Genomic DNA, 24,928 nt, shown 5'->3' with positions numbered 1-24,928 from the left:
CTCCTTTGTTTTGTCAAGCAGCTTTTTCAGAAAATTTGTCGCCTAGCGCCCTGTGCTTTTGCGCTCAGTGCCCGACGACAGTTATTAATACTAGCAACCTTTCGCTTCTTTTGCAAGCTTTTTTTGCAAAAAAAAGAATGTTTTTTGCAACATTCCTTCAAAAATACCGTTAACTAAGCTTTTTAGCGTTCTTCTCAACGTGTGTCAAAAGCAGATCTATACATTGATACACGTCTCTTATATCATGCTTGCATTCATGCACTAACCAATTATAGACCACTGCATAAATACCCATTGCAACCAATTGAACTTGTCGAACTGAAAACGCTCCGCGTGGTCTCAGGTAATTCTCTATCGCCTGGGCCAGCTCCTTTTTTAAGTCATCATAGAATGCGCGTGGATTCTTGGTGATTAAGAGAATATTCATGTAAAAAATCTTATTTTCGCGTATTTTTACCAGCATGCGGTAAAACATCTGCCCAATTGTTTCACCGTCTGAACTGCGCAACGTCCTTCTCAGCCGCAATCTAATGACGGATACGAATAAATCACAAATATCATGGTAGTGGTTATAAAAGTTGCCCCGGTGGATTTTTGCATCCCGACAATAGTCGACGACCGTATATCTCGCCTTGCTATGTTTTGACAGGCGGGAGAGCAAAATCCTTTCGGTCCTTGTTAACTCCATCTTTAAGCTCCTTTCTTTCAGGCTTATGCACGATTAAAGCGAGCGCTTACAGGTTCAATGTACCACACTATGTTTAACTTACAAGACAAATTAGTATATTTTTTGGCAATTGTAAACTTTATCAATAATCATGCGCCTGCGCCCGCGGCGTGCCCCTTGCCGCAATTTCGGCAGCAAAAAACGCCTGCTAGAGCTATCAAAGCCCAGTAGGCGTCATTAAACTTTATGCGGTGGATGCAGTGAGCATCACCAGCGTGATTTACTCTTTTTCAGCGCGGCGTGCCTTGCGCAGTCGCTTGGCCTTGCGCACCTGGTGGCGCTGCTCGAGCTTGCGCTTTTGTGCATGGTCCTTTTGAATTGCCTGCTTAATCTTCTTCTTGTAGCCCGGCTTACGCTTGTTTTTAACTTTTTTCACGTAACCCTTTATTTTATTATCGACGGTCTGGGCCGTGAGGCTGCGGTTCTTACGACTATGATAGTGCTTGCGGGGGCGCAGCTCGCCCCCCTTAAGTTCGACAAAGTCAAAGTGAATGCCCATCTTTTCAAGGCTGGCAATGCGGTCCATCTCCTCTTCACGAATCAGGGTCACGGCGTGGCCGGTCAAACTGTTGCGTCCCGTTCGCCCAATGCGGTGAACCACAAATTCTAGATCGCGCGGAATCTCATAGTTGACCACGAGGCTGACGCCATCAATGTCTAGTCCCCGCGCGGCCAGATCAGTAGCCACAACATACTGATACTGGTCAGCCTTCACCTCGCGCAGGGTGCGCTTGCGCTCACGCTCCGTGATGCCACCGTGAATCTTGGCCACGCGCAGTCCCTGCTCCTGCAAGAAGGCTGTTATTTCATCCACCATCTGCTTGGTATTGGCAAAAACAAGGGCCAAGTAGGGCTGCCCCATCGTTAGCAACTGGTACAAAATTCGTTTGCGGTTTTTAGAACCAACGTCAAGCAGATCATTCTTAATCGTAGGCGAAATCACCGCCGGATTGTCGATCACGATTTCCTGGGGCTTGGACATGTACTTACGCAGAAAAGTGGTCAGCTTGACCGGGATGGTCGCCGAAAAAGCGGCTATGGTAACAAGCTTGGGCAAGCGTTGAATGATAAAATCGATGTCGCTCAAAAAGCCCATATCAAGGGTCATGTCGGCCTCATCAATGACGAAGTTTTTGACGTAGTCCAAGGGCAAAAGCTTCTTTTCAACGAAGTCGTGCAGCCGTCCGGGCGTTGCGATAACCACCTGGGGCTTGTGGCTGCCGATTTTTTTCAGCTGGCGCTCACGGTCGCTGCCACCAGCCAAGTGGGCAATGGTGATGTCCAACCCCGCCACATCCCGCAGCTGGCGTGCAACCTGGTACAGCTGCTCGGCCAGTTCGCGACTCGGTGCCGTCAGAATAGCTTGCGGATAGGCCAGTTTTTCATCAACATCGTTCAAGACGGGAATCAAAAAGGCGTGCGTTTTGCCTGATCCGGTAACAGCCTGGACCACCGCATTTTGGTGCGTCAGCAGCACGGGAATCACCTTGGCCTGCACTTTCGTCGGTTCAGTAAAGCTGATTTTGCCAAGACCTGCCCGGATTTCAGGTCTGATGCGGTCGTCGTTAAAAATATTATTCATGTTGTTTTTGGTATTCCTTTGTTACTTGAACAAGTTCAGCAAAAATCTGCTTGACCTCGTCCATATCCTTAGCGTTAGCGCCACTTGCCAAGGCGTGGCCACCGCCATCGTGCTTGGCCGCCAGCTCGTTAATAACCGGCCCCTTTGAACGGTAGTGCACACGGAAGGTGCCGTCCTGGTTTTCAACAAAAACGTTCCACGCAATAATGGTCTTGATTCGACCAGGCGTTGAAACAGTACACGAAGCCTGGCTGGAATCAACGCCCAGCTTGTTCAAGGCCTCACTTGTCAAAACCGCGTAGGCCGCACCGCTCGGGTCAACCGTCATATACTCCAACACCTTGGCCTGCAACTTAGCCTGCTCAATTGTAACGTCGCTGATGTTCAGGGCAATCTCATTAATGTCGATGCCCGTGGCCGCCAGTTTGGCCACCACGTCAAAGGTGTGCGCGGACGTTTCGGGGTACATGAAACGTCCGGTGTCGCCAACGATCCCGGCATACAGCGGATATGCGACCGCAGCCGTGAGCGGCAAGTCTTCTGCGATCAGGAAGTCGGCAACAATCTGTGAGGCAGCCGGTGCTTGGTCATCAACAAAGCTCATAGGGGCATACGGTTCCACGTCCGGGTGGTGGTCAATTTTAATCAAAAAATCACCCTTGCTGTAGAGCTTGTTCGAGATGCGGGCGGCATTGCCCGTATCCGTCGTTATTACCAGGGCTCCCTGGTAATCCCCTGCAGACACATCATCCATCCGGTTAATCCAGGCGAGGTCGCCCTCATCGTTTTCACCTGCGCACAGGATTCGCTTATCCGGAAACTTGAGCCGCAGGGACCGGGCAAGACCAGCTTGCGAACCCAGGGCATCGGGATCAGGACTCGTGTGGCGGTGCAGAATAATGGTCGGGTACTCCTCAATTTTTTGATATATTTGCGCAAAAGTGTTCATCTATTTCTCCTTCAGATATTTTTTAATACTTAACTAGTTTACCAGAAAAATGCTTCATTCAGAAAACAAGTCCAGATCCACGTTTTCAAATTCGGCCTCCGTGAAGTCGGTAGCGGTAACGCCCAACAGTCGGATGCCGTCCCGCAAAAAGGGTCCGGCAAGTGGTTCAAACAATTCCCGGGCAGCCTCGTAAATTTCATCCTTGCGGTTGGTTGCATGACGCAGCTTGCGCCTCTTCATGACCGTTTCAAAGCGGTTGTTACGGATCTTCAAGACAATCGTGCTGGCGTAGAAGCCGTGATCCCGCAATTTTTGTTCAAGGTCGGCAACATAGCTTCTGATTTTAGTCAGGGCAGCCTGCTCGTCATAGACGCAAGGCTCATAGGTGCGCTCGATGCCAATCGACTTGCGGTTATGTTCGTCGTCTGGAACTACCCGTGACAGGTCAATGCCGTGGGCGTGCTCCGCCATCAAATAACCCATGCGGTTAAAGTGCTTGATTAGGACGCGCACCGGCATCTTTTGCAGACCTGCGCCCGTATAAATGCCCATTTCAGCCAGCTTAGACTGCGTTTTGGGACCAATCCCGTGAAACCGCGCAATCTCCTGCCGCGCTAAAAAAACCTTGGCTTCGCTGGGAAGAATGACTGTCCGGCCCAAGGGCTTGGAATATTCTGACCCCATCTTGGCCAAAAACTTATTATAAGTGACGCCAAACGAGCAGTTGAGACCGACTTCTTTTCTAATCCGCACCTGCAGGTCGATGGCCAGCCGCAGCGCCGAGGTCGACCCCAACTTATTGCTTGTTACGTCCAAATAAGCCTCATCGAGGGCAATCGACTGGACGGTATCCGTGATTTCATGCATCATCGCGTGGATTTCCGCAGAAACCTGGCGGTACTTGGCAAAGTCGGGCGCCAAAAAGACGAGTTTCTCCGGGGGCACAAGGCGCAGGGCCTTAATCGACGGCATCGCCGAGTGGACGCCAAACTTGCGGGCGGCATAGTTAGCGGTCGCAACCACCCCATGACCATTATTTTGCCGTGGGTCCTGACCGATCACCAGTGCCTTGTTTTTCAGTTCCGGGTGATCGCGCGTCTCCACCGCTGCATAAAAAGCATCCATGTCAACGTGAATGATTCGCCGGTGCGTGTCGTTTTGGGGCAGCAGCCCGTCACTTGCTCTGCCCCTACTCATAAATCCAGCGTTCGGTCGGCGTCTCAAAAATCTTATTGGCCGACTTAGGGCCCATGCGGTACGGCGCGTACTGCGCGGGCTCACGTCCACTCTTGTTGTCCTGCTCCCACGCGTTTTCAACCGCATCGATGAACTTCCAGTAATTCTTCAACTCACTCCAGTGCGTAAAGTTGGTTGAATCGTTAACGAAGACGTCGTGCAGCAGGCGTTCGTAGCCATCAGGCACCTGGTCCGACTCGTCCTTAGTAAAAGCATAGCTCAGGTTTTCACGCCTAATACCGGACGTCGCAATCTTCTTGCCGTTAATGGTGATGTAAATCTGCATGTCCGGATCAATAACAATCGTGATGTTGTTAGAATGGGCCTGACCGTAAAGGTTAGACACGTGCTTCAACACGATGTCGATCCGGCTCTTCTTCTCGCGCATCTCCTTACCGGTCCTGAAGTAAATCGGCATGTCCGCAAGCGGACCCTTGCCGAACTTGACCTCGCCGGCAACGTAGGTTTCAGTGTTGGAAGTGCTGCTTACGTTAGGCTCCTCGCGGTAGGCAAAGGTCGAATCGCTGCCCAGGTACTGACCGCGAACAAAGTGCCGCCCAATCTCGTCTGCAGTGGGAATATGCAGGCTATCCAACAATTCCTGCTTGGCCGCGTGAATGCTCTTAGCACTCAGGTCCTGGGGCTCCGGCATGGCCAGCAGCGTGATAATCTGGAAAATATGATTCTGAACCATGTCCCGCAGTGCACCCGAGGTTTCGTAGTAGCCGCCCCGGGCCTCAACACCCAGCTGTTCGGCCAGCGTCACCTGGATGTTTTTGATCGTGGCGCTGTTCCACACGTTCCTAACCAGCGGGTTGGTCAGGCGCAAAGGGAGGATGTTCTGGATCATTTCCTTGCCCAGGTAGTGGTCAATTCTGAAAATATCATCCTCGGCGAACGACGCGGTAATCTGCCGGTTCAACGCGCTGGCAGTTGCCAGGTCGCGGCCAAACGGCTTCTCAACCACAATGCGGTTAAAGCCGCTGCTGGTCAGGTGCTGGTCGTTAATGTGTTCCGCAATCGTACCGAAGAAGCGCGGTGCCATCGCCATGTAAAAGATGCGGTTGCCGCGCGCACTGTAGCGGTCATCGAGTTCCTGGGCCAGCGTTTTGAGCGTCTCGTAGTGTTCAACGTTGGTCACGTCGTGGGACTGGTAGTAAAAATGACTGCTGAAAGCAGCAAGGTCATTCTCATTGACCTCACCGTGGGTTTCGTGAACGGCATCCCTTACCTGCTCGCGCAGATAGTCGTGCGACCACGGCCGCCGGGCCGTCCCAATGACGGCAAAATTATCGTGAATCAGCCCCTGCTCATACAGGTTGAACAGCGCCGGGTAGAGCTTGCGGTGCGCCAAGTCGCCGCTGCCGCCAAAAATAATCATAACAACTGGAATATTTTTCATGAAGGAATCCTTTCCGATAACTACTTTAGGTCAACTTTATTCTATAATATTTTGCCGGTAAACAGCAGTTTTTTGGCAGGCAATATTAAAATCTTTGTTTTTATAAACAAAGAAAAAGTGCCGACTGGCACTTTTTCTTAATTCTTATTATCTTCAGAAGCTCTATCAGCAGGTTCCGTGCTTGAAGCATCCGGCCGCTCCTCTTCCGGCTTATCCGCACTAGGAGTGCTTGCCGGGGCAGATTCGCTTGCGCTATCCGCAGCAGGTGTTGCTGGTGCTTCCGGCAGAATCTGCTGCACTGCCATCCGGCTAAAGGTTAGGTAGATGCCGTCAGCATCAACGACCACCGTCTTATCCTGCGCGTTGACGGAATCAATCTTGCCGTGCAAACCATCGATCAGGACGACATGGTCACCCTTTTTCAACTCGTTCATCATTTCCATCTTTTTTTGCTGCTGCTTCTTCTGCGGCTTGATCATCGTGAAATACATCAAGGCAATCAATCCAATGAAAATAGCGATCGTCCACACGCTGCTCATTCCATTATTAGCTGCTAAAAATAAAGTATTCACATTTACACCTCATCGTTTCAAAAAATACCAATTACTTAATTATACAAAAATTGTGAGGGCTTTGCACTACTTGTTCGGCATTTGCAACCCAAGCTGCTGGTACGCCTTCTCCGTGACCATCCGCCCCCGGGGCGTCATCAACAAAAAGCCGTGCTGCATCAAGTAGGGTTCGTAAAGCGACTGAATGGTCTCCACGTCCTCGCCGGTATTGGCCGCAAGCGTCCTAATGCCCACTGGACCACCGTGATAATTCTTAATTATCACTTCAAGAATCTTGCGGTCCGTCTGGTCAAGTCCCTCATCGTCCACCTGCAGCTGCTTGAGCGAGCTGGTGGTCGTGGCAAAAGAAATCACCTCTTCGCCCTTGACCTGGGCAAAGTCACGCACCCGCCGCAGAAGCCGGTTGGCCACCCGGGGCGTTCCGCGCGATCTGCGGGCCAATTCATGCGCTGCCTGCGGTTCAATTTCAATGCCAAAAACGCTGCTGGAACGTGCAATAATCTTGCCCAGTTCCTCGACGCTATAATACTGCAGGTGCTCAACAATTCCAAAGCGGCCCCGCAAGGGTGCCGACAACTGTCCAGCCAAAGTTGTCGCGCCAATCAGCGTAAAAGGCGGCAATGGCACGTGCACCGCATGGGTTGTCTGACCCTCACCAATCACAATATCGACGTAGTAATCTTCCATTGCAGAATAGAGCACTTCTTCAATCGGTTTGGCCATGCGGTGAATTTCGTCAATAAACAAAATGTCGCCCGGATCAAGGTCGGTCAGAAGGGCTACCAAGTCCCCGGCCTTTTCAATTGCCGGTCCACTAGTGCTCTTTAAGTGCACTCCCAATTCATTAGCGATGACGAAAGCCAAGGTGGTTTTCCCCAGACCGGGCGGTCCGTACAAAAGAACGTGATCAAGCGCTTCGTCGCGCTTCTTGGCGGCTTCAATGTAAACCGCCATGTCCTTTTTGACGCGTTCCTGCCCCAAGTACTCGCTTAAAGTCTGCGGACGCAGCGAGAATTCCGCTTCTTCTTCCTTGGTTCCCTGGCTCTCGCTGGAAACGATTGAATCTTCATTACCTTCCACCGGCTTCACTTCCTTTAAATAACTTCATTCTATTATAGCAAGATTTACTTCTTTAAGAGCAGGGCCAACCCTTTTTTAATATATTGTTCGGCTGTTGCTGCGTCTTCCTCAACCAGTTTCGGCGTGATCCGGTCAACCTCTTTTTTGGTATAGCCAAGAGCCAGCAGGGCAAGCAGGGCATCGTTCAGTGCGGGCGAATATTCCTGGGTGCTTTGATCAACCCGCTGAACGTAATCACCCAGCTTGCCCTTAAGATCGAGGACAATCTGCGAAGCCGTCTTTTTGCCAACGCCCGGAAAATGAGTCAGGTACTTGACCTCCCCCTGCTCAATGGCAGCAGCAAGCGAATTGCTATCCTCAGCCGCCATGATTGCTAAGGCCGACTTGGGACCAATGCCGCTCACACTGAGCAGTTTTAGAAAAAGCCCCTTGTCTTCTTCAGTCTGAAAGCCATACAGCGTAATCCCCGTATCACGCACCACCTGTTCAATAAAAACACGTGCTTCCTGGCCCTCTTGGTATGCAAAGGGCGTGGGGCTAAATACCTTATAGCCGACGCCGCCAACTTCTACAACAACGTAGTTAGGCTTGATTGCGGTGATTACACCGGTCAAGTATTCAAACATTAATCATTCATCCTTTTTTAAACATTTTACGCAGCTCGCTTTGCCGCAAACGGACAACTACCAGGTTGCCCTTAGCATCATGATAGGGATCAGCGCACCGGCGCAAATTGGTCAAAATAGCGTCGCAGTCAACCGCAGTGAGCTTTTTGTGCCCCGTTACCTTGCGCTCGGCCTGGTCAGCCGCAATGCGCTTGACCAGATTGGCAGAATTGTGCTGGTCAACGTTCAGGAAACTGTCTAAAATTGCCCGGACATTGCTTTCCACGTCGCCACCGAGCCAAGTTGGGTAAGACCGCAGAATAAACGTATCCTGCCCAAAGTCTTCCAGAAAGATCCCGATTTTGCCGATTTGTTCTAGCTTACCCTTAATCTGAATAAAATCCAAATTACCAAACTCCAGGATTAATGGGGTCAACAGGCCCTGCTGGGTGATTTTTTGACTCGCCAGCTCGTCTCTAATCTTATTGTAGGCAAGTAACCGCCGTGCTGCCACTTGGTCAACCAAGTATAAGTCGCCTTTTGCAGCCGCAACAATATAGGCATCCGTCTGGCCCACCAGGCTGAATTCGGGGAGGCTGCTGGCCATAGTCTCATCCCCAGCCGAAACAAGGTCTTGGCTACCGCTGCGGTGCGCAAACGGCGTACGCTGCTGCTGCTTAGCCACATTTGCGCGCCATGTTTTGGTAATCAAATAACGGTCGTCGCTGCGGGGAAGGCTTAAATCAACATATTGCGGGTGCTGCGGACTAGTAATTGGGATGGGCTCAGCCTCGTGCACTTCATTATCAAGCTGTTTCTGCCGCGTAGTTTCAACAACATTTTTATTCAAATTGAACTTCAGCTGATCAACCAGTGTCTCGGTTTTTGTGGCATTCAAGTTGCCCAGCGCATCCCCCTGAATGCCCTTGGTCTCAAGTTCACTGCTGATTGTGCTGACAATCAAGCGCCCGAGCTCCGCCTCCTTCGAGAGTCGCACCTCACGTTTGGTGGGGTGAACGTTGACATCGACTAGGAGCGGGTCGACCTTAATCTTGACGACGGCAATCGGAAAGTGCTTGGCCGCAAGATTAACGCCGTAGCCATCCAGCACGGCCGCGGACAAGTGAAAGTTCTTAATGTAGCGGCCGTTAAGCAAAATTGAAATATAGTTGCGCGTGGACCGCGTTAATTCAGGACTTGAGATCAGACCCGTGATTTCAAAATCACTGTCGCTGCCCTTAACGGGCAGCATCTTTTCGGCAATCTTGCGCCCGTAGACGCTTGAAACGGTCTGGCTCAAATTACCGTTGCCCGCCGTTTTGAGCAGGGTCCGATCCGCGCTAACCAGGGTAAAGGCAACCTGCGGGTACCCCAGGGCAATGCGATTGACAATGTCAACAATTTTCATTATCTCGGTGCGCGGACTACGCAAATATTTCAACCGGGCCGGCGTGTTATAAAACAAATCCCGCACTGTAATCTGCACGCCCTGCGGCGCAGCTGCATCTTCCTGCAGCTGCTTAACCCCAGCAGCAAATTCTGCCCGCGTTCCGTTTGTCCCCGTCGAATTAGTGAGAATTTCGCAGTGGCTGACCGCCGCAATTGAGGCCAGGGCCTCTCCCCGAAAGCCCAGCGTAGCAATATTGAATAGGTCGCGCTCGTTTTTGATTTTGCTCGTTGCATGCCTGGTAAAGGCAAGGTCAATCTGATCCCGGGCAATGCCCGCACCATTATCCTGAACCACTATCTGCTTTAATCCGGCGTCCGTAATTTCTACGCGAATACGGGTACTGCCGGCATCAAGCGCGTTTTCGACAAGTTCCTTGACGACGCTGGCCGGACGCTCGATCACTTCTCCGGCTGCTATCTGATTGGTTAAATTAACGGGCAGCTCACGAATCTTTGCCATAATTATTGTTCATCCTTTAAATCTGCCTGCCAATTTTCCACAAGCTGCATTACCTGCAAGGGGGTCTGATCCGCCAGATAGAGGTTAGAAATTTCGTCCAGGATGTCTTTTTTCTTGTCGGTCACTTCACTTGCAGCTGCACCAGGCGCTTCTTCCGTTTCACCGTCCGGACCGTCGTTCACGCTAAACAAGTCTAACTGAGCCGCTGCGGGATTAAGGCTACTGCCCTGTGCTTCCAGGCGTTTGAGCAGCTTGGTCGCTGTACGCAGAACCTTGCGGGGCATCCCTGCAAGCCGCGCAACGTGAATTCCATAGCTCTGATCGGCTGGACCCGGCAAAATTTTATGGAGAAAAATCAGCTTGCCGTTCTCCTCGGTTGCGCCAACGTGGATGTTCTTCAGGTGCGGCAGCTTTTGTTCCATCACCGTCAATTCATGGAAGTGAGTGGCAAACAATACCTTGGCCCCGACCTCGTCATGCAGATACTGCACGATTGCACCGGCCAAAGCCATGCCGTCATAAGTGGCGGTGCCGCGCCCAATTTCATCAAACAAAACCAGACTGCGCTTGGTAGCATGAAGGAGCGCGTCATTTGCTTCCGTCATTTCAACCATAAAGGTACTCTGCCCCGAAACCAAATCATCAGCCGCACCAATACGCGTAAAAATCTGGTCAAAAACGGGTAAATCGGCACTATCTGCCGGAACAAAGGACCCAATCTGTGCCATCACCACAATGAGTGCCAGCTGTCTCATGTAGGTGCTTTTACCCGACATGTTGGGGCCCGTAATGAGAAAAATATCGGTATCTTCCGTTAATTTGACGTCATTGGGGATGTACGCCCCCGCCTTCATCACCTGTTCAACGACCGGGTGGCGTCCCAATATGACCTTCACATCCTGGCTCTCGGTGTGAAAATGCGGCCGGCAATAATTGTTTTCTTCCGCTACTTGGGCAAAGGAACAGTACACATCGAGTTGCGCAACCTGGCCGGCCAACTGCTGCAAAGCGGGAATATACTTTTTGACTTCCTCACGCAGCTTGACAAACAAATTGTGCTCAAGTTCGGTGGATTTGGTCTGCGCTTCCATGATCAGGCTTTCGTGTTCCTTTAATTCGGGCGTGATGTAGCGCTCCGCATTCGTTAGCGTCTGCTTGCGCGTGTACCGCTCCTGGGGAACCTTGCTCTTATTGGAGTTGGTAACCTGAATAAAATAGCCAAAAACCTTGTTGTAGCCGATTTTCAAGTTTTCGATGCCCGTCTTCTGCCGTTCGGCTTTTTCCATTTCGGCTAGCCACTTCTTGCCGTTGTTCATTGCATCCCGGTAGCGGTCAAGTTGGCTGTCCACGCCGTCCCTAATCAAGCCGCCCTCCATGGTCAGAACCGGCGGCTGGTCCACGATTGTCGTACTGATCAGCTGCGCCACGCCCTGCAGCGGCGTGATTTTTTGGGCAAAATCTGCCAATACGCGGCTGCTTGACTTCGTTAGCGTGGCAATCATCGGCGGAACGGCCGCAAGCGAATGGGCCAGCTGCAGCAGTTCACGGGCATTAACATTGCCAAAGGAAATCCTGCCCGTCAGGCGCTCCAGGTCATAGACACCCTTGAGGGCGTCGATCACGCTTGCACGCGTAAAATACTCGTCAAGCAGAGCCTGGACCATTTCCTGGCGCATAGTCAATTCGTCAACAGCCAGCAGCGGCCTTGCCAGCCACTGCTTGAGCAAGCGGCCGCCCATCGCCGTGTGCGTTTTGTCCAGGACCCAGAACAGCGATCCCATCTTCTTACCGGTCTTGGCCGAAGCCGTCAATTCCAAATTATCCTGCACGGTGTGCGACATCCGCAGGTACTGGCTCACTTCGTAGCTTTGAGCAACCTGGAGGTGGGCCAGGCTACGCTTTTGGGTTTGGAGCAAGTAGCCGACAAGCTGCTTAACGGCCTCTTTTTCAGCGGCGCTCGCCAGCTTCTGCTCAACGTAAGAAACCTCGGCGTGTTCGCCCGTGAGCTCCACCGGGGTAGAGACGGTAATATTCTCCTTAGTCAAAAAATCGCGGTCTGGTTCGCTCAAGTGGCCGTTATAGACCACCTCCCTGGTTCTGAGTGACAATAGTTCATTTGCGACTGCAGACCAGCTTTTTAAATGGGTTGCAAAAATTTCGCCCGTCGACAGGTCACTGTATGCAAGCCCAAAGCCGTTCGTGGTTGTAACCACCGACGTCAAGTAGTTAGACTCCTTGGCCTCGCTCGGTTTTGCGCTCATTAGCGTGCCCGGCGTCACTAGCTGGATAATGCCGCGCTTAACCATCCCGTGCGCCTTCTTCGGGTCTTCCAGCTGTTCGCACAAAGCAACCTTGTACCCCTTTTCAACCAGCGTATTAACGTATGAATCCACTGCGGCGTGGGGAACGCCCGCCATCGGGATGGGATTTTCGGACTTGTTCGAACGGTGCGTTAAAGTCAGCTCTAAAATTTGTGCGCCCTTAACCGCATCATCCTCAAATAATTCGTAAAAATCGCCCACCCGGTAAAAAAGGAAAGCATCGGGATATTGCGCCTTTATTTCATGATACTGTTCCATCATTGGAGTAAGATTTGTATTTGCCATTATTCCTCTTCTTCTTTTCCTTGTTGCTATTTATTATACGCTAAAGACCGGTGCAAAAGAAAAAAGACCGCGCTTTAAGCGGTCTGTTCTTAATTTGGCGTTGAATACATCTGCTGGCCCTAGCTCCTGTTATGCAATGTGCCCCTCAACGCTTTGAAGGTCCCCTTTACCGTCCATTTTGACAATTGCCGCAATTGCAGCGGTGATGCCTTTAACGTCATCCGTTAGACTGAGGGTCGGCGTTTCAGGACGAGCGGTAACCTGCTGAGGTAAAAAGGGAATATGCATAAAGCCCGCCTTAAGGTCGTGAAACTCCTTATCAATCATGTACTGTACTTGGTACATGATATGATTGCAGACAAAGGTCCCGGCCGTGGTTGAAACCGCCGCCGGCAGGCCGGCCTGGCGGATTGCCTGGACCATTGCCTTAACCGGCAGCTGCGTGAAGTAGGCATTTTGACCATCTTCATGAATCGGCGTGGCAATCGGTTGGTAGCCGTGGTTGTCAGCAATTCTGCCATCATCAAAATTGATGGCCACACGTTCAGGCGTCAGGGCATACCGTCCGCCCGCCTGCCCAATGTTTAGCACATAATCGGGCTTTTCTTGCACAACCGCAGTATGCACCACGCGGGCGCATTCGCCGAAGACAGTGGGAATTTCTTTTTTAATAATGCGGGCACCCGCAATGCTATCAGGCAGACGCTTGACCGCCTCAATTGCCGGATTGATTTGATCTTTTCCAAAGGGATCAAAGCCCGTCACCAAAATTTTCATTATTGCACTCCCTCACTAAAAAGCAGCGCCCCTTAGCATCAATAGTTGTAAACATCCTTTGATTTAACGAGCTTGCCCCTGCCAATAATAATATAAAACTCACCCTTGATTTTGAAGGGGTCACCGTAAACCGTGAATGGCTGATGGGCCCTAAGCACTCCAGTCTTTTGGCCGTAGCGATTATAAATAGGGACAGAGCGGCGCAAGAAGTCTCTTCCGTACTTGTCGCCCGTCACGTTGCGCACGGGGATGTAGTCACCGTTGCCAATGCCATAAAAGTTGCGTCCAACCACGGAATTGATTTTTTTACTAATCTGTACACGAGTACCAGGTGCCAGGATAAAGCCATTGCGGCGGTGCCCCGCGGAATTATATATGTAGCTGCTATGCATCAGCCGCCTCTTGTGCTTATTGATTGGGGCCTTGGAATTGCCGCTTGCACTTATTTTGGTCCGCTTAAAGCGGTTAGCCAGCACATAATTTTGGCTGCCAATTGCGTAAAACTTGCGTCCCTGCATCTTGACCGGTGTACCATAAGTGGTCACGGTCTTGCCTTTCTTGACCGTTTGGCGCTTGCAAGGACGGGCGAGCTGGTTGTAAATGCGGGCATTATGGAGAGGCTTGCGCTTGACCCCAAGCAAGTTGCCCTTGGCTACGTACTTGCCCCGGTCAACCTTGCAGAAGCTGCGACCCTTGATTTTAGCAGTCCCCTTAGGGTTGAGCACTGAACCAGTGCGCAGAATAATATCGGGAACGCGCATACCTTTTTCGTCATAAAGGTATGCGTTGTGCTGCAGGGCAACCTGCTTGCCGCCTGCAATATTAACCTTCACGCGTAGTGTAGTCGTTTTCCCATCTGGGTAAGTAATGCTTACATAGCCCATGGCTGGACCATTCAAAATAGTATAGGGCCGCAAGCCCCACCAAAATTTAGTCCCCTGGGGAAAGTCATCATGGTTGGCTACGCTCATTTTGGCATAATACTCATCATTGAACAGCTTGGTCAGGGTTGGGATCGTTATCTCCTGGCCAGCTGGGTGCTCAATGGGCACAACGTGTTCACTCGTATCCGCAGGCTGCGTGTTGCTGATAGCAGGTTGCCTTTCCGCAGTTGCGGGCTGCGCGTTGGGAACGTCCGCCTCTGCTTGTACCGGCCTGGCCAAGTTAAACAAACCTAAGCCCACAAGGGCAATGCAGGCAAGGGATGACCGTAGCATGCGCTTATTTACTAATGCGTTAATTTTACTTTTCATCGCTCTTCTCCTAGTATAATTTTGTGACTACTAGTTTAATTGTGTTTATCATAGTTCTTTACTCATTTTATGTAAAGGCTTTTACTGGTCCAGAGCAGGCCAGGCTTTTTTAAGCAAAAAAAAGAACCGCATGTGCGGTTCTTTAATATTGGGAGTCTAAACTACATCATACCAGGAGCGCCGGCACCGGCAGCAGCAGGGTCAGCAGCTGGCTTGTCTTCTGGGATTTCAGCAACAACGGCTTCAGTCGTCAAGAGTAATGCGGCGATTGAAGCAGCATTCTGCAAGGCGGTCCGAGTTACCTTGGTTGGATCGATAATGCCGGCTTCAACCATATTCTCCCACTTGCCATTGGCAGCGTTATAACCAACTTCATTTTCTTGGCTTTCTAGCTTATTCAGGATGACTGATCCATCTTCACCAGCATTTTCAGCAATTTGACGAACTGGTGCGGCCAATGCATTGAGCACAATGTTAATACCCGTTTGTTCATCATCGTTGTCGCCTTTGAGGTCCTTAACAACGCTCTTAACATCAACTAAAGCAGTACCACCGCCAGCAACATAGCCTTCATCAACCGCAGCCCGAGTTGAATTCAACGCATCTTCGATGCGGTAACGGCGTTCCTTCAGCTCAGTTTCCGTTGCGGCACCAACATGGATTACTGCCACACCACCGGTCAACTTGGCCAGACGTTCTTGCAACTTCTTCTTGTCGAAGTCTGAAGTAGTCTCTTCGATTTGCTTTCTGATTGAGTCCTCGCGATCCTTGATGGCTTCATCCGAGCCTGCGCCGTCAACAATAGTCGTTGAATCCTTGGTAATGGTGATACGACGCGCCTGACCTAATTGATCAATCTTAGTGTCTTTGAGTTCAAGACCAAGATCTTCGGTGATAACCGTACCACCAGTCAAAGCGGCAATATCCTGCAATTGTTCCTTGCGGCGGTCGCCAAAGCCTGGGGCTTTAACTGCAACTACGTTGAAGGTACCACGAATCTTGTTCAAAACCAGGGTTGGCAGTGCTTCACCAGAAACATCATCGGCAATAATAAGCAGCGACTTGCCTTGTTGAACAATTTCCTGCAGAAGGGGCAGGATGTCTTGAATGTTAGAAATCTTCTTGTCCGTAATTAAAACGTATGGGTTGTCCAGGTCGGCTTCCATCTTGTCATTGTCGGTTACCATGTATTGGGACAGGTAGCCGCGGTCAAACTGCATACCCTCAACAACGGACAGTTCCGTTTCGATACCACGCGAGTCTTCAATGGTTATGACGCCATCGTTGCCCACTTTTTCCATGGCATCAGCAATCAGGTCACCAACTTCTTTAGAAGCTGAGGAAACCGAAGCCACTTGGGCAATTTGGTCCTTTGATGAAACTGTATGGCTAATCTTGTGCAATTCTTCGATAACTGCCTTAGAAGCTTTCTCAATTCCGCGCCGTACGCCAACTGGGTTGGCACCAGCAGTAACGTTCTTCATGCCTTCGCGAATGATTGCCTGGGTCAGGACTACAGCAGTGGTCGTACCATCACCGGCAATGTCGTTGGTCTTCTGCGCAGCTTCAGCAACCAGCTTGGCGCCCATGTTCTCATAGTGGTCCTTCAATTCAATCGCCTTGGCGATGGTCACGCCGTCATTGGTAATGTCCGGATTGCCGTATGATTGTTCCAAAACCACGTTCCTGCCCTTAGGACCAATGGTGGCCTTGACAGTATCAGCTAACTTGTCCACGCCCTTTAATAAAGAACGTCTTGCTTTTTCTGAAAATTTAATATCTTTTGCCATTTTATCCGCTCCCTAATTACTTAACAATTGCTAAAATATCTTTTTCGTGAAGGACTAAGTACTTTTCATCTTCATACTTAACGTCAGTGCCAGAATACTTGTCGTACAAAACGACGTCGCCCTTCTTAACCATCATCGGGATCTTGCTGCCATTTTCAGCATAACTGCCTTCGCCCACGGCAACAACTTCGCCCTCAGTAGGCTTTTGTTTAGCATTAGAAGCAAGGACGATTCCGCCTACAGTCTTTTCTTCTTCTTCTTTAACTTTAACGATCACGCGATCACCTATTGGTTGTAACACGTTTGTCCCTCCTAATTAGTAAAAAATCTTTTTTTGGTCATTAGCACTCTTGTCGTTCAAGTGCTAACTTACAATTAAGATAATAAACCCATTCCGCTAAAAAAGCAAGAAAAAATTAGCACTTTTTTGCTTAAAGTGCTAATTTATTTTTTTCACCTATCGTTATCAGCTGCTATTTGCCCTTGTCGCTATCCAGGAAGTAAATCAGCGTCTGCAATTCGGTTGCCAGGTCAACATTTTGAATTCTGACGCCGCTTGGTGCGGACAGCCGAATGGGCGTGAAGTTCATAATCCCCCTGATACCCGATTCAATCATTTCATCCGCAGTTTTTTGTGCGGTATCAGCCGGAACGGTTAGGATGGCAATCGTAATCTGCTGGTCGCTCAGTTGCTGCTTTAGTTCACTCATTTCATAAACCGGAACACCGCTCAATATCTTGCCCGTGATTTTTTGATCAATGTCAAACGCGCAGGAAATCCGGATGTTGTTGCTGCGCTTAAAGTTGTAATTGAGCAGCGCGTGGCCCAGGTTGCCGACGCCGACTAGGGCAACATTGGTTAGCGTATCCTGGTTCAAAATCTTTTTAAAAAAGGAAAGCAGGCTCTTGACGTCATACCCGTAACCACGCTTACCCAGGGCGCCAAAGTATGAGAAGTCGCGCCGAATCGAAGCACTGTCAACCTGCACCGCTTCCGAAAGCTCGGTCGAGGAAACCTTTTCCTTGCCCGCTTCATTTAGAATAATCAAGTAGCGGTAATAAAGCGGCAGTCGTTTGGCCGTCGCCGTGGGTATTTTAATCTTTTCCATTTTCTCAAAAGCCTCCATATTATTGTTTTTTTCGATTTATTCTTGTGATTTGTTCATCAATTAGTAATATTCTACCTATAACTTTGCGCAATTTGCAAATATTTTTTTCACAATCTATCAAATTTTATCATATTGAAGTCTTCTTGTATAACTGATCTTGCCATTACGCCAAAATCAGCAGGATTTTACGTGTTTTTGAGCAAAGAGTACCTGAATAAGGGGCCGCCCGCCAATCCCCTTGGCAGCTTGACCGTTTCGTATGCTAAAATAGTCCCTAGGTGAAAAATATGATCATTGCACAAGGACACGACTTAGAAAAACAATTTGGCGCTAACACGCTTTTTGCCCACGTCAACTTTTCGATTGATGCCAGCGCACGCATCGGACTGGTGGGACCAAACGGTGTGGGGAAAACGACGCTGCTCAAGATTATGACCGGCGAAGAAGAAGCCACGCACGGCGAATTTACCGTTAATAAGGATATTGACGTCGGCTACATTGCCCAGGAAAATGGGCTCAACGAAGACAAGACCATCTGGGAAGAAATGCAAGGCGTTTTTGCTCCCCTAATTAAGATGGGAACAAAGATGCAGGAACTGCAGCAACAGCTAGCGGACCAGCCGGATAGCCAACAGCTGCTTAAGCAGTACGACCAGATGCAGTTCAACTTTGAAGAGCGCGGCGGCTATACTTACCAGGCGGACATCAAAAGCATTTTAAATGGTTTTAACTTTCCTGAGGATACCTGGTCCAAGGTCATCGGCAGCCTTTCCGGCGGCGAAAAAACACGGCTGGCCTTTGTCAAGCTGCTTTTGCGCAAGCCGCCGCTGCTTCTACTCGACGAGCCGACCAACTACCTGGACATGGATACGCTTGACTGGCTGGAGAACTTTTTAAAGGGCTATGCCGGTGCTATTCTGGTCGTATCACACGACCAGTACTTTTTGGATCACCTGGCCAGCCAAATTTTTGAACTGCAATTCGGCAAGCTGACCGCGTTCAAGGGCAACTACTCCGATTATGTCCAAGAACGTGAATTGCGCGACCGCCAGCAGGAAGAGGCCTACGAAAAGCAGCAGGAGAAGATTAAGAAGGACGAGGAATTCATCCAAAAAAATCTGGTGCGGGCCACAACGACCAAAAGGGCCCAGAGCCGGCGCAAGCAGCTGGCCAAAATCGACCGGATTGCGCCACCCCAGCACAAGTCTAAGGTGCGAATGTCCTTTAGAAGCGAGCGGCCGTCCGGCAAGGAAGTGCTGATCCTGCGCGCTTTGACCATCGGCTACCCCACCAAGACGATGGTTCGGGATATTACGCTGCAAGTCAACAAGGGCGACCGCGTCGCGGTGATTGGCGCCAATGGCATCGGCAAGTCGACCCTGCTCAAAACCATTATGAAGAAATTGCCGCCCAAGGAAGGCACAATCAAGTACGGTGCCGCTCTTGACGTCGGCTACTACGACCAGGAACTGCAGCTGCTAGAGCCAGGCAAGACCGTCCTGGACACCGTTTGGGACCGGCACAAGACCATGCCCGAACGCGATGTTCGCTCAATTTTGGCCAGCTTTCTCTTTACGGCCAAGGACATTGACAAGACCGTGGGGCAACTCTCCGGCGGGCAGAAGGCCCGGCTGACCCTGACCGTTTTGGCGCTTGAACACAACAACTTCTTGCTCATGGACGAGCCGACCAACCACTTGGACCTTGAAGCCAAAGAAGTACTGGAAGAGGCGCTGCAAAAGTTCGACGGAACCCTGCTGTTCGTCTCGCACGACCGCTACTTCATCAACCAGCTGGCCAACAAGATCGTTGAAGTCAAAAACGGTGGTGCACAGGTCTACAATGGCAACTACACTTACTATTTGGAAGAAAAGGCCAAGCGGGCGAGCGCCGCGGCCAGCATTGCGGCAGATGCGTCGACTGCTGCCATTCAGAAGGACTCATCCACCAAGCTGTCCTACCAGGAACAAAAGCAGCGCGATTCGCAAAAGCGCAAACTGGAACGGCAGGTCGAAGACGCCGAGGCCAAGATTGACCGGCTCGAAAAGCAGCAGGAAGAAATTCAGACGCAGATGGCCGACCCGGAGATTGCGACCAACTTCGACAAGCTGGGGCCGCTGCAGGAGCAGCTGTCTGCCGTTCAAAAGAAGCTGGACCAAGCTAACACAGACTGGGAAGACAGCCTGATGAAACTGGAAGAATTCGAATAAAAAGAAAAAGTGATTTGAAGCGATATTGCAGTTCCAAATCACTTTTATTTTTTTATTATAACTTTTTAATTTCAAAGCACAATCGTGGTACAATACTATCTAAGGAAGGCGGGTGCAGCAAATGGAGAAATTACGTTTTCCCCTTTAATTTGGCATTAAATTAAGGAGGAACAATCATGGAATACAACTTAAACAAGCAGGCCAGCATAACCGAGTTATGCACGCTCTATGACAGCGTGGGCTGGGGCGCATACACCCAAAATCCCGAGCGGCTGAAAGCGGCCTGCGACCATTCCCTTTTGCTGGTTGCGGCACGAGCAGCCGGCCAACTGGTGGGACTTATCCGGGTCGTCGGCGACGGTGAAACCATCATTTATATCCAGGACCTACTGGTGCAGCCGTCCTATCAGGGACGCGGCATCGGTTCCCACCTCATCGAATTAGTCCTGAAAAAGTACCCTGCCGTGCGGCAGAAGGTGCTGCTAATGGAAGAGGCGCCGGACACCCGGGCATTCTACGAAAAAAACGGTTTTGCTTCCTGTGATCACGGCAGCTTGGTCGCGTTCTACCGCGAATTCTAGACAAAGAAAACTCCAATCTCAATGAGACTGGAGTTTTTGATTTCACTTGTTGAGCATGCTGCTTGCGTAGGGCAATTCCAGCGACGGGTCGGCGTTTAGCGTCAAATCCGCGAACTTGCCCGCCTGGTACAAGTTGTAGGCGGCCGCCCCGATCATGGCTGCATTGTCGCCGCACAGTTTCAAGTCGGGCAGGATAACCTGCGGCCGGACGGCTTGCGGCAAGGCGGCAATCTCAGCCTCCATCCGGTCACGCAGGCCGTGGTTAGCAGCGACGCCGCCGCCCATGATAAAGGTGCGCGGCTGGTACTGCCTGATTGCCCGCATCGTTTTATGCGCCAAGACATCGATGACCGCCGCCTGAAAACTGGCCGCCAGGTCATACTTGTCCAATTCCTGGTGGATCTGGTCGGCGTGGTGACAGGTATTGATGAATGCGCTCTTTAACCCAGAAAAGGAAAAGTCGTAGTCGTCATCCTCCATCATCGCCCGGGGGAAATTGAAGGTGTCTTTGCCCTTTTGAGCCCACTCGTCGATCGTTTTGCCGGCCGGATAGTTGACGCCCAAGACGCGCCCAATCTTGTCATAGGCCTCGCCCGCCGCATCATCGCGGGTATCGCCGACAATGGCAAAGTGCGTCGGATCACTGAGCAAAACAATCTCGGTATGACCGCCTGAGACCTGGAGGGCTAACGCCGGATACGAGATTTCAGCCGTTAACTGGGCGGCCATGATGTGGCCCATGATGTGGTCAACGCCAATGAGGGGCAGGCCCGTCGCCATTGAGGCGGCCTTGGCGGCACTGACGCCGATCAGCAGCGCGCCAACCAGGCCGGGCCCGTACGTCACCGCGATTGCATCGATATCTTGCCAGGTGGCGTGGGCTTCAGCCAGTGCCTCTTTCGTGATCTGACTAATGACTTCAATGTGGTGGCGACTAGCAACCTCGGGCACAACGCCACCGAAGCGTTGGTGGCTCTTAATTTGTGTGGCCACAATCATGCTTTCGACTTGCTGGCCATTCCTGACTACCGCAGTCGAAGTCTCATCGCATGAACTCTCATACGCCAAAATGCGGATATCTTTTTTTCTACCCAAAACTAAATTCCTTCCCAAGGCGATGCAAGTCCGCAACACGTTGCCATGTCTGGCTTTGCACCGCTTCTATAGTGACAGTGCGCAGTGCTGGTGGAGAGGCTGCGCCTTTTAGTACGCCACAAATGCCAAGTGAGCAACTGAATATCCCCGAGTCTGCTCAAACCTCTTCCACGTACGCGCTATCTGGACTATACGGCTGTCCTGTTTTCTTATGCCAGTCAACCTCAGCCTGCGTGCGGCGCAGGTAATTGGGCAGGAGCCCATCCGGGTCAACCGGGTCAGAAGCCATTGCCAACTGACCGATCCGGCCCGCATGAATCTGGTTCTGCTCCCTGCTGCCGTAATTAACGGGAAAAGCCAATTTTTGAATAAGCGCGGCTTGCTTATCAAAGCCCGAACCGATAAAAGCAACGTGCTCCGGCTTTTGACTTGTCACGTAACTCGCTACCGCCTTTAACAGCGTGTCAATATGATAATGTCCGTCAGCAATCACATTAGCGGGCTGACCATTCTGGTTGACGTATGCTCCGGCAAAGTAGTTATCATTGCGCGCATCAATGCCAGTTACAATCAGGGTGCGCTCATCTGGGCAATTAGCGGCCAGGGCCCTCAACGTTGAAATGCCCACCACCTCTTTATGCAAGATGCTGGCAAACATTTTAACCGTCGTTACGCCGATCCGCAGGCCGGTGTATGAACCCGGCCCAATGGCCACAGCAAAACGGTCAATATCTCCTAACTTGAGCTTATTGGCCGCTAGTATTTCAGCAATTAACGGATCCAGGTGTTCGCTATGATTGCGCTGATCGCGTTCACCCTTCTCGACAATCACGTTGGCACCTTCATTGAGTGCTACGCTTAAATGGTCAGTTGCTGTTGATACACTTAAAATTTTCATCTCAGATTACTTTACCTTTTCCAAATCACTTTTTAATCTTAATACGCGCAAGGGCCGTCAAAACGAAGTAGTCAACAACCATCTGTATCCAGGGCGAAATAGCTTCCTTAGGCAGCCTCTGGACCAGGGCGGCACGCAGGTCAAGACCATAGAGCAGGTGCAGCCAGTAGGTGTTGAGCCCAATATTAATGATGACCGTTACTAAGAGCGTGGCCAAGATAATGCGCCACACCTTGACCGGTTTCTGGTAAAAAAGCAGCCCGTAGATAAAAGGCCCCATCATGGCAGTCAGGGTAAAGCCAATAAAAAAGCCCCCCTGGTTGCCAAACAAAACGGACGCAACGAGGTCGCTCACACCGCCGCCGACAGCGCCCCAGACCGGACCAAACAGGTAGCCCAGCATGACGCTGCCGATAAAGCCCAAGCCGACGTGGACCATATTGGTGCCAAGACTGATACGGCTCAAAATAATTTTCATTGCAACAATAATCCCCAGAAGGATCAGGTCTCGTAATTCAACCTTAAGGTTTTCCTTGGTAGTCATTTGCAACACTTTCTTTCTATAACTAGACATACTATAGCTTTCATGCCTAATTATATTATAGATTGCGCCAGCTTAGCTCACAAACGGCTTTATCATTTCGTTCCTCATCCTCAATTGCATGGTAAGACTTGATGCTGTCGCCGTCATCAACTAGCTTGACGCCCACCAGCGGCTCCTCGGCATAGCGTACTTCTTGGTTAAACTTGATGTCAATCGTCTTCACCATGTGGGTATTGAGAAAAGTGCGGTCAATTGTATCAATAAACCAGCTGAAGTAGTGCCCGTTAGTCATGTGATGGTTGGTGTCAAGGTCATCATACCGCACACGGTAACGCCTCTTAGACGGGTATTCGGACTGCTTGCGCAGGCGCGGAAAGCGGGGCGACTTCCGCAAGAACGGCACGCCCAGGTCGTCCATCATTTTTTGATCAGTTGAAACCATCTTCCGCTTTTGCAGGTCAAACAGGACCCATTCGCTTTGGGCATTGATCAGTTCATTGTCATCCGCGTCCGTAAAGGAAAAGCTCCGGTACTCCAAAAAACGATTGTACCCTACCGGTTCAGTCGTTACGGTTACCTGTTCTCCGGGATGGGGCAGGCGTTCAACCTGAATGTGGTACTGGGTGATTACCCAGCCCAAGCCGCGTTCAGCCAGGGATGCTGTCCCCGCGGCGCTCCTTTCCAGCTGGTGCTCCGATACGCTCATCATCAGGTCAACCATTGCTGGCAGCTTCAGGTTTTCATTTTCATCACATTCAAAAAAATTTATTTTGTGTTGTTCACGATATTTCATTGTCAATCCTCATCTTGGTGATAGCGCTCGTATAGTTCATTCTTGGAAACCCGATTGGCGCCTGCAACAGCCTTAATAGCCATTTTCTTGCTCTTTCCCCGTTCAACTTGCTGGTTGACCTGCGCAATCAATTCGGGCCAGGACGCCTGCTGGGGGACAGCGGTATTAGGGGATACCAGAATAACGAATTCCCCGCGGGGCTTATCCTGGACAAAATGATCCCGCAATTCGCTGACGGTTCCCCGGATGAACTCCTCGTGCACCTTGGTCAACTCGCGTGCAGCCACAACCTTGCGGTCGCTGCCCAGCACTGCTTCCATGTTGGTCAGCGTCTTGACCAGGCGGTGGGGTGCCTCATAAAAAATCGAGGTGGCACGTGCGGCTTTTATCTGTTCAAAAAAAGGCTTTTGTGCACCCTGTTTACGGGGCAAAAAGCCGTAATACGTAAAGGGCTGGGCGTCAAAGCCCGATGCAATTAGCGCCGTCGTGAAGGCCGATGCACCGGGTAGCGGCACGACGGGCACGTCCTGCTTAATGCATTCTTGAACCAGAATGTAGCCCGGGTCCGAAATAACCGGCATGCCCGCGTCACTGATCTCGGCAATCACCGCCCCATCCTGCATTAACCGGATTAATTCGGGTGCACGCTCCTTGGAATTATACTTGTGAAAGGACAGCATGCGGTTGTGCACGCCAATTTTTTCCAGCAAAATTCCGCTTGTGCGCGTGTCTTCAGCCGCAATGTAATCCGCTTCGCGCAAAATTCTCTGGGCCCTGATGGTAATATCTTCTAAATTGCCGATCGGCGTCGGCACCAGGTAGAGCTTCCCTTTTTCCTGGGCGTAGCTTTTTTGCTGTTGCATTCTATCAGTCCTTGTGTGCTTTCTTTTTTTCGCCAAAATTATCAAGAATATCCAGGCAGAACATGCAATCAGAACTGGGATCACGGTGTGAGCCATAGTACATGTTGCAGATGTGGTAGCCCGAATTATAAATTTGCCGCAGCGATTCCAGTCCGCTTTGGGTTTTAATCGTGCTGCTGTGCGCGCTGCTTAGCTTGTCCATTTTTTCGCGCAGCAGCTGGTTTTCCACCTTTAACTCCGTATTTTCTTTGAGCGTATCCAGAATACTGTTCTCCAAACTCTCAATTGTCTTGGTCATATTAACCATTGAATCATGCAGCTGCTGCAATTTTGAATAAGGATCCACC

The 24,928-nt window shown here is 50.7% G+C and carries 23 protein-coding genes; 2 read left to right on the top strand and 21 right to left on the bottom strand.

Annotated elements, in window-relative coordinates; all coding sequences use genetic code 11:
* Positions 1–169: 169 nt before the first annotated feature.
* From AC2JF8_RS08430 to AC2JF8_RS08360, 15 genes are all read right to left on the bottom strand, one after another.
* Positions 170–688 carry a hypothetical protein gene (locus tag AC2JF8_RS08430; protein WP_500762685.1) on the bottom strand — a complete coding sequence of 173 codons (519 nt, stop codon included), beginning with the start codon at positions 686–688 and terminating at the stop codon, positions 170–172.
* Between the two features lie 259 nt (positions 689–947).
* Entirely contained in the window at positions 948–2,309 is a 1,362-nt protein-coding gene (locus tag AC2JF8_RS08425; RefSeq protein ID WP_500762684.1) for a DEAD/DEAH box helicase, read from the bottom strand.
* Positions 2,302–3,258, bottom strand: a complete 957-nt coding sequence (locus AC2JF8_RS08420) for a DHH family phosphoesterase (RefSeq protein ID WP_500762683.1) — start codon at positions 3,256–3,258, stop codon at positions 2,302–2,304. Before AC2JF8_RS08420 ends, AC2JF8_RS08425 begins: the two co-directional genes overlap by 8 nt.
* Before the next feature lie 54 nt (positions 3,259–3,312).
* The gene (gene dinB / locus AC2JF8_RS08415; RefSeq protein ID WP_500762682.1) at positions 3,313–4,455 is read right to left on the bottom strand and encodes a DNA polymerase IV; all 1,143 of its coding nucleotides are present in this window, start codon (positions 4,453–4,455) and stop codon (positions 3,313–3,315) included.
* Positions 4,448–5,896 (bottom strand): glucose-6-phosphate dehydrogenase, encoded by a 1,449-nt coding sequence (gene zwf, locus AC2JF8_RS08410; protein ID WP_500762681.1) that lies wholly within the window; start codon positions 5,894–5,896, stop codon positions 4,448–4,450. Before zwf ends, dinB begins: the two co-directional genes overlap by 8 nt.
* 137 nt (positions 5,897–6,033) lie before the next feature.
* Positions 6,034–6,468, bottom strand: a complete 435-nt coding sequence (yajC, locus tag AC2JF8_RS08405; RefSeq protein WP_500762680.1) for a preprotein translocase subunit YajC — start codon at positions 6,466–6,468, stop codon at positions 6,034–6,036.
* Between the two features lie 66 nt (positions 6,469–6,534).
* Complete coding sequence (ruvB, locus tag AC2JF8_RS08400; RefSeq protein WP_500762679.1) at positions 6,535–7,548, bottom strand: Holliday junction branch migration DNA helicase RuvB; 1,014 nt, start codon at positions 7,546–7,548, stop codon at positions 6,535–6,537.
* A 44-nt stretch (positions 7,549–7,592) separates the two neighbouring features.
* Positions 7,593–8,174 (bottom strand): Holliday junction branch migration protein RuvA, encoded by a 582-nt coding sequence (gene ruvA, locus AC2JF8_RS08395; protein WP_500762678.1) that lies wholly within the window; start codon positions 8,172–8,174, stop codon positions 7,593–7,595.
* A gap of 7 nt (positions 8,175–8,181) precedes the next feature.
* Positions 8,182–10,062 (bottom strand): DNA mismatch repair endonuclease MutL, encoded by a 1,881-nt coding sequence (mutL, locus tag AC2JF8_RS08390; RefSeq protein ID WP_500762677.1) that lies wholly within the window; start codon positions 10,060–10,062, stop codon positions 8,182–8,184.
* Between the two features lie 2 nt (positions 10,063–10,064).
* Entirely contained in the window at positions 10,065–12,644 is a 2,580-nt protein-coding gene (mutS, locus tag AC2JF8_RS08385) for a DNA mismatch repair protein MutS (RefSeq protein WP_500762688.1), read from the bottom strand.
* A gap of 153 nt (positions 12,645–12,797) precedes the next feature.
* On the bottom strand, positions 12,798–13,445 hold the full coding sequence (gene pcp / locus AC2JF8_RS08380; protein WP_500762676.1) for a pyroglutamyl-peptidase I: 648 nt from the start codon (positions 13,443–13,445) through the stop codon (positions 12,798–12,800).
* Between the two features lie 38 nt (positions 13,446–13,483).
* On the bottom strand, positions 13,484–14,698 hold the full coding sequence (locus AC2JF8_RS08375; protein ID WP_500762675.1) for an SLAP domain-containing protein: 1,215 nt from the start codon (positions 14,696–14,698) through the stop codon (positions 13,484–13,486).
* 161 nt (positions 14,699–14,859) lie between these two features.
* Positions 14,860–16,488 (bottom strand): chaperonin GroEL, encoded by a 1,629-nt coding sequence (gene groL / locus AC2JF8_RS08370; RefSeq protein ID WP_500762674.1) that lies wholly within the window; start codon positions 16,486–16,488, stop codon positions 14,860–14,862.
* 16 nt (positions 16,489–16,504) lie between these two features.
* Positions 16,505–16,789: a co-chaperone GroES gene (gene groES / locus AC2JF8_RS08365; RefSeq protein ID WP_500762673.1), complete on the bottom strand. Its 285-nt coding sequence runs from the start codon at positions 16,787–16,789 to the stop codon at positions 16,505–16,507.
* A 172-nt stretch (positions 16,790–16,961) separates the two neighbouring features.
* Complete coding sequence (locus AC2JF8_RS08360; protein WP_500762672.1) at positions 16,962–17,597, bottom strand: redox-sensing transcriptional repressor Rex; 636 nt, start codon at positions 17,595–17,597, stop codon at positions 16,962–16,964.
* Positions 17,598–17,884: 287 nt separating this feature from the next.
* Between AC2JF8_RS08360 and AC2JF8_RS08355 the strand changes: the two genes are divergently transcribed.
* Both AC2JF8_RS08355 and AC2JF8_RS08350 read left to right on the top strand, forming a co-directional pair.
* Positions 17,885–19,807 (top strand): ABC-F family ATP-binding cassette domain-containing protein, encoded by a 1,923-nt coding sequence (locus tag AC2JF8_RS08355; RefSeq protein WP_500762671.1) that lies wholly within the window; start codon positions 17,885–17,887, stop codon positions 19,805–19,807.
* A gap of 176 nt (positions 19,808–19,983) precedes the next feature.
* Positions 19,984–20,388, top strand: coding sequence for a GNAT family N-acetyltransferase (locus tag AC2JF8_RS08350; RefSeq protein WP_500762670.1), 405 nt, complete (start codon positions 19,984–19,986; stop codon positions 20,386–20,388).
* Between the two features lie 42 nt (positions 20,389–20,430).
* Here the strand turns inward: AC2JF8_RS08350 and tsaD are convergent, their stop codons facing one another.
* The 6 genes from tsaD to yabA all read right to left on the bottom strand — a co-directional run bounded on the left by tsaD (position 20,431) and on the right by yabA (position 24,927).
* Complete coding sequence (gene tsaD / locus AC2JF8_RS08345) at positions 20,431–21,483, bottom strand: tRNA (adenosine(37)-N6)-threonylcarbamoyltransferase complex transferase subunit TsaD (protein WP_500762669.1); 1,053 nt, start codon at positions 21,481–21,483, stop codon at positions 20,431–20,433.
* Between the two features lie 157 nt (positions 21,484–21,640).
* Positions 21,641–22,381, bottom strand: coding sequence for a tRNA (adenosine(37)-N6)-threonylcarbamoyltransferase complex dimerization subunit type 1 TsaB (tsaB, locus tag AC2JF8_RS08340; RefSeq protein WP_500762668.1), 741 nt, complete (start codon positions 22,379–22,381; stop codon positions 21,641–21,643).
* A gap of 25 nt (positions 22,382–22,406) precedes the next feature.
* Positions 22,407–22,925: a folate family ECF transporter S component gene (locus AC2JF8_RS08335; protein ID WP_500762667.1), complete on the bottom strand. Its 519-nt coding sequence runs from the start codon at positions 22,923–22,925 to the stop codon at positions 22,407–22,409.
* 55 nt (positions 22,926–22,980) lie between these two features.
* Positions 22,981–23,718: an acyl-[acyl-carrier-protein] thioesterase gene (locus tag AC2JF8_RS08330; protein WP_500762666.1), complete on the bottom strand. Its 738-nt coding sequence runs from the start codon at positions 23,716–23,718 to the stop codon at positions 22,981–22,983.
* Positions 23,719–23,720: 2 nt separating this feature from the next.
* On the bottom strand, positions 23,721–24,581 hold the full coding sequence (rsmI, locus tag AC2JF8_RS08325) for a 16S rRNA (cytidine(1402)-2'-O)-methyltransferase (protein WP_500762665.1): 861 nt from the start codon (positions 24,579–24,581) through the stop codon (positions 23,721–23,723).
* A 4-nt stretch (positions 24,582–24,585) separates the two neighbouring features.
* Entirely contained in the window at positions 24,586–24,927 is a 342-nt protein-coding gene (gene yabA / locus AC2JF8_RS08320; protein WP_500762687.1) for a DNA replication initiation control protein YabA, read from the bottom strand.
* Position 24,928: the final 1 nt, after the last annotated feature.

This window comes from Lactobacillus sp. CA30L, from assembly GCF_059900845.1.
Note: the sequence above shows the minus strand (reverse complement) of the source record. Positions and strands in the feature narration are given on the sequence as shown.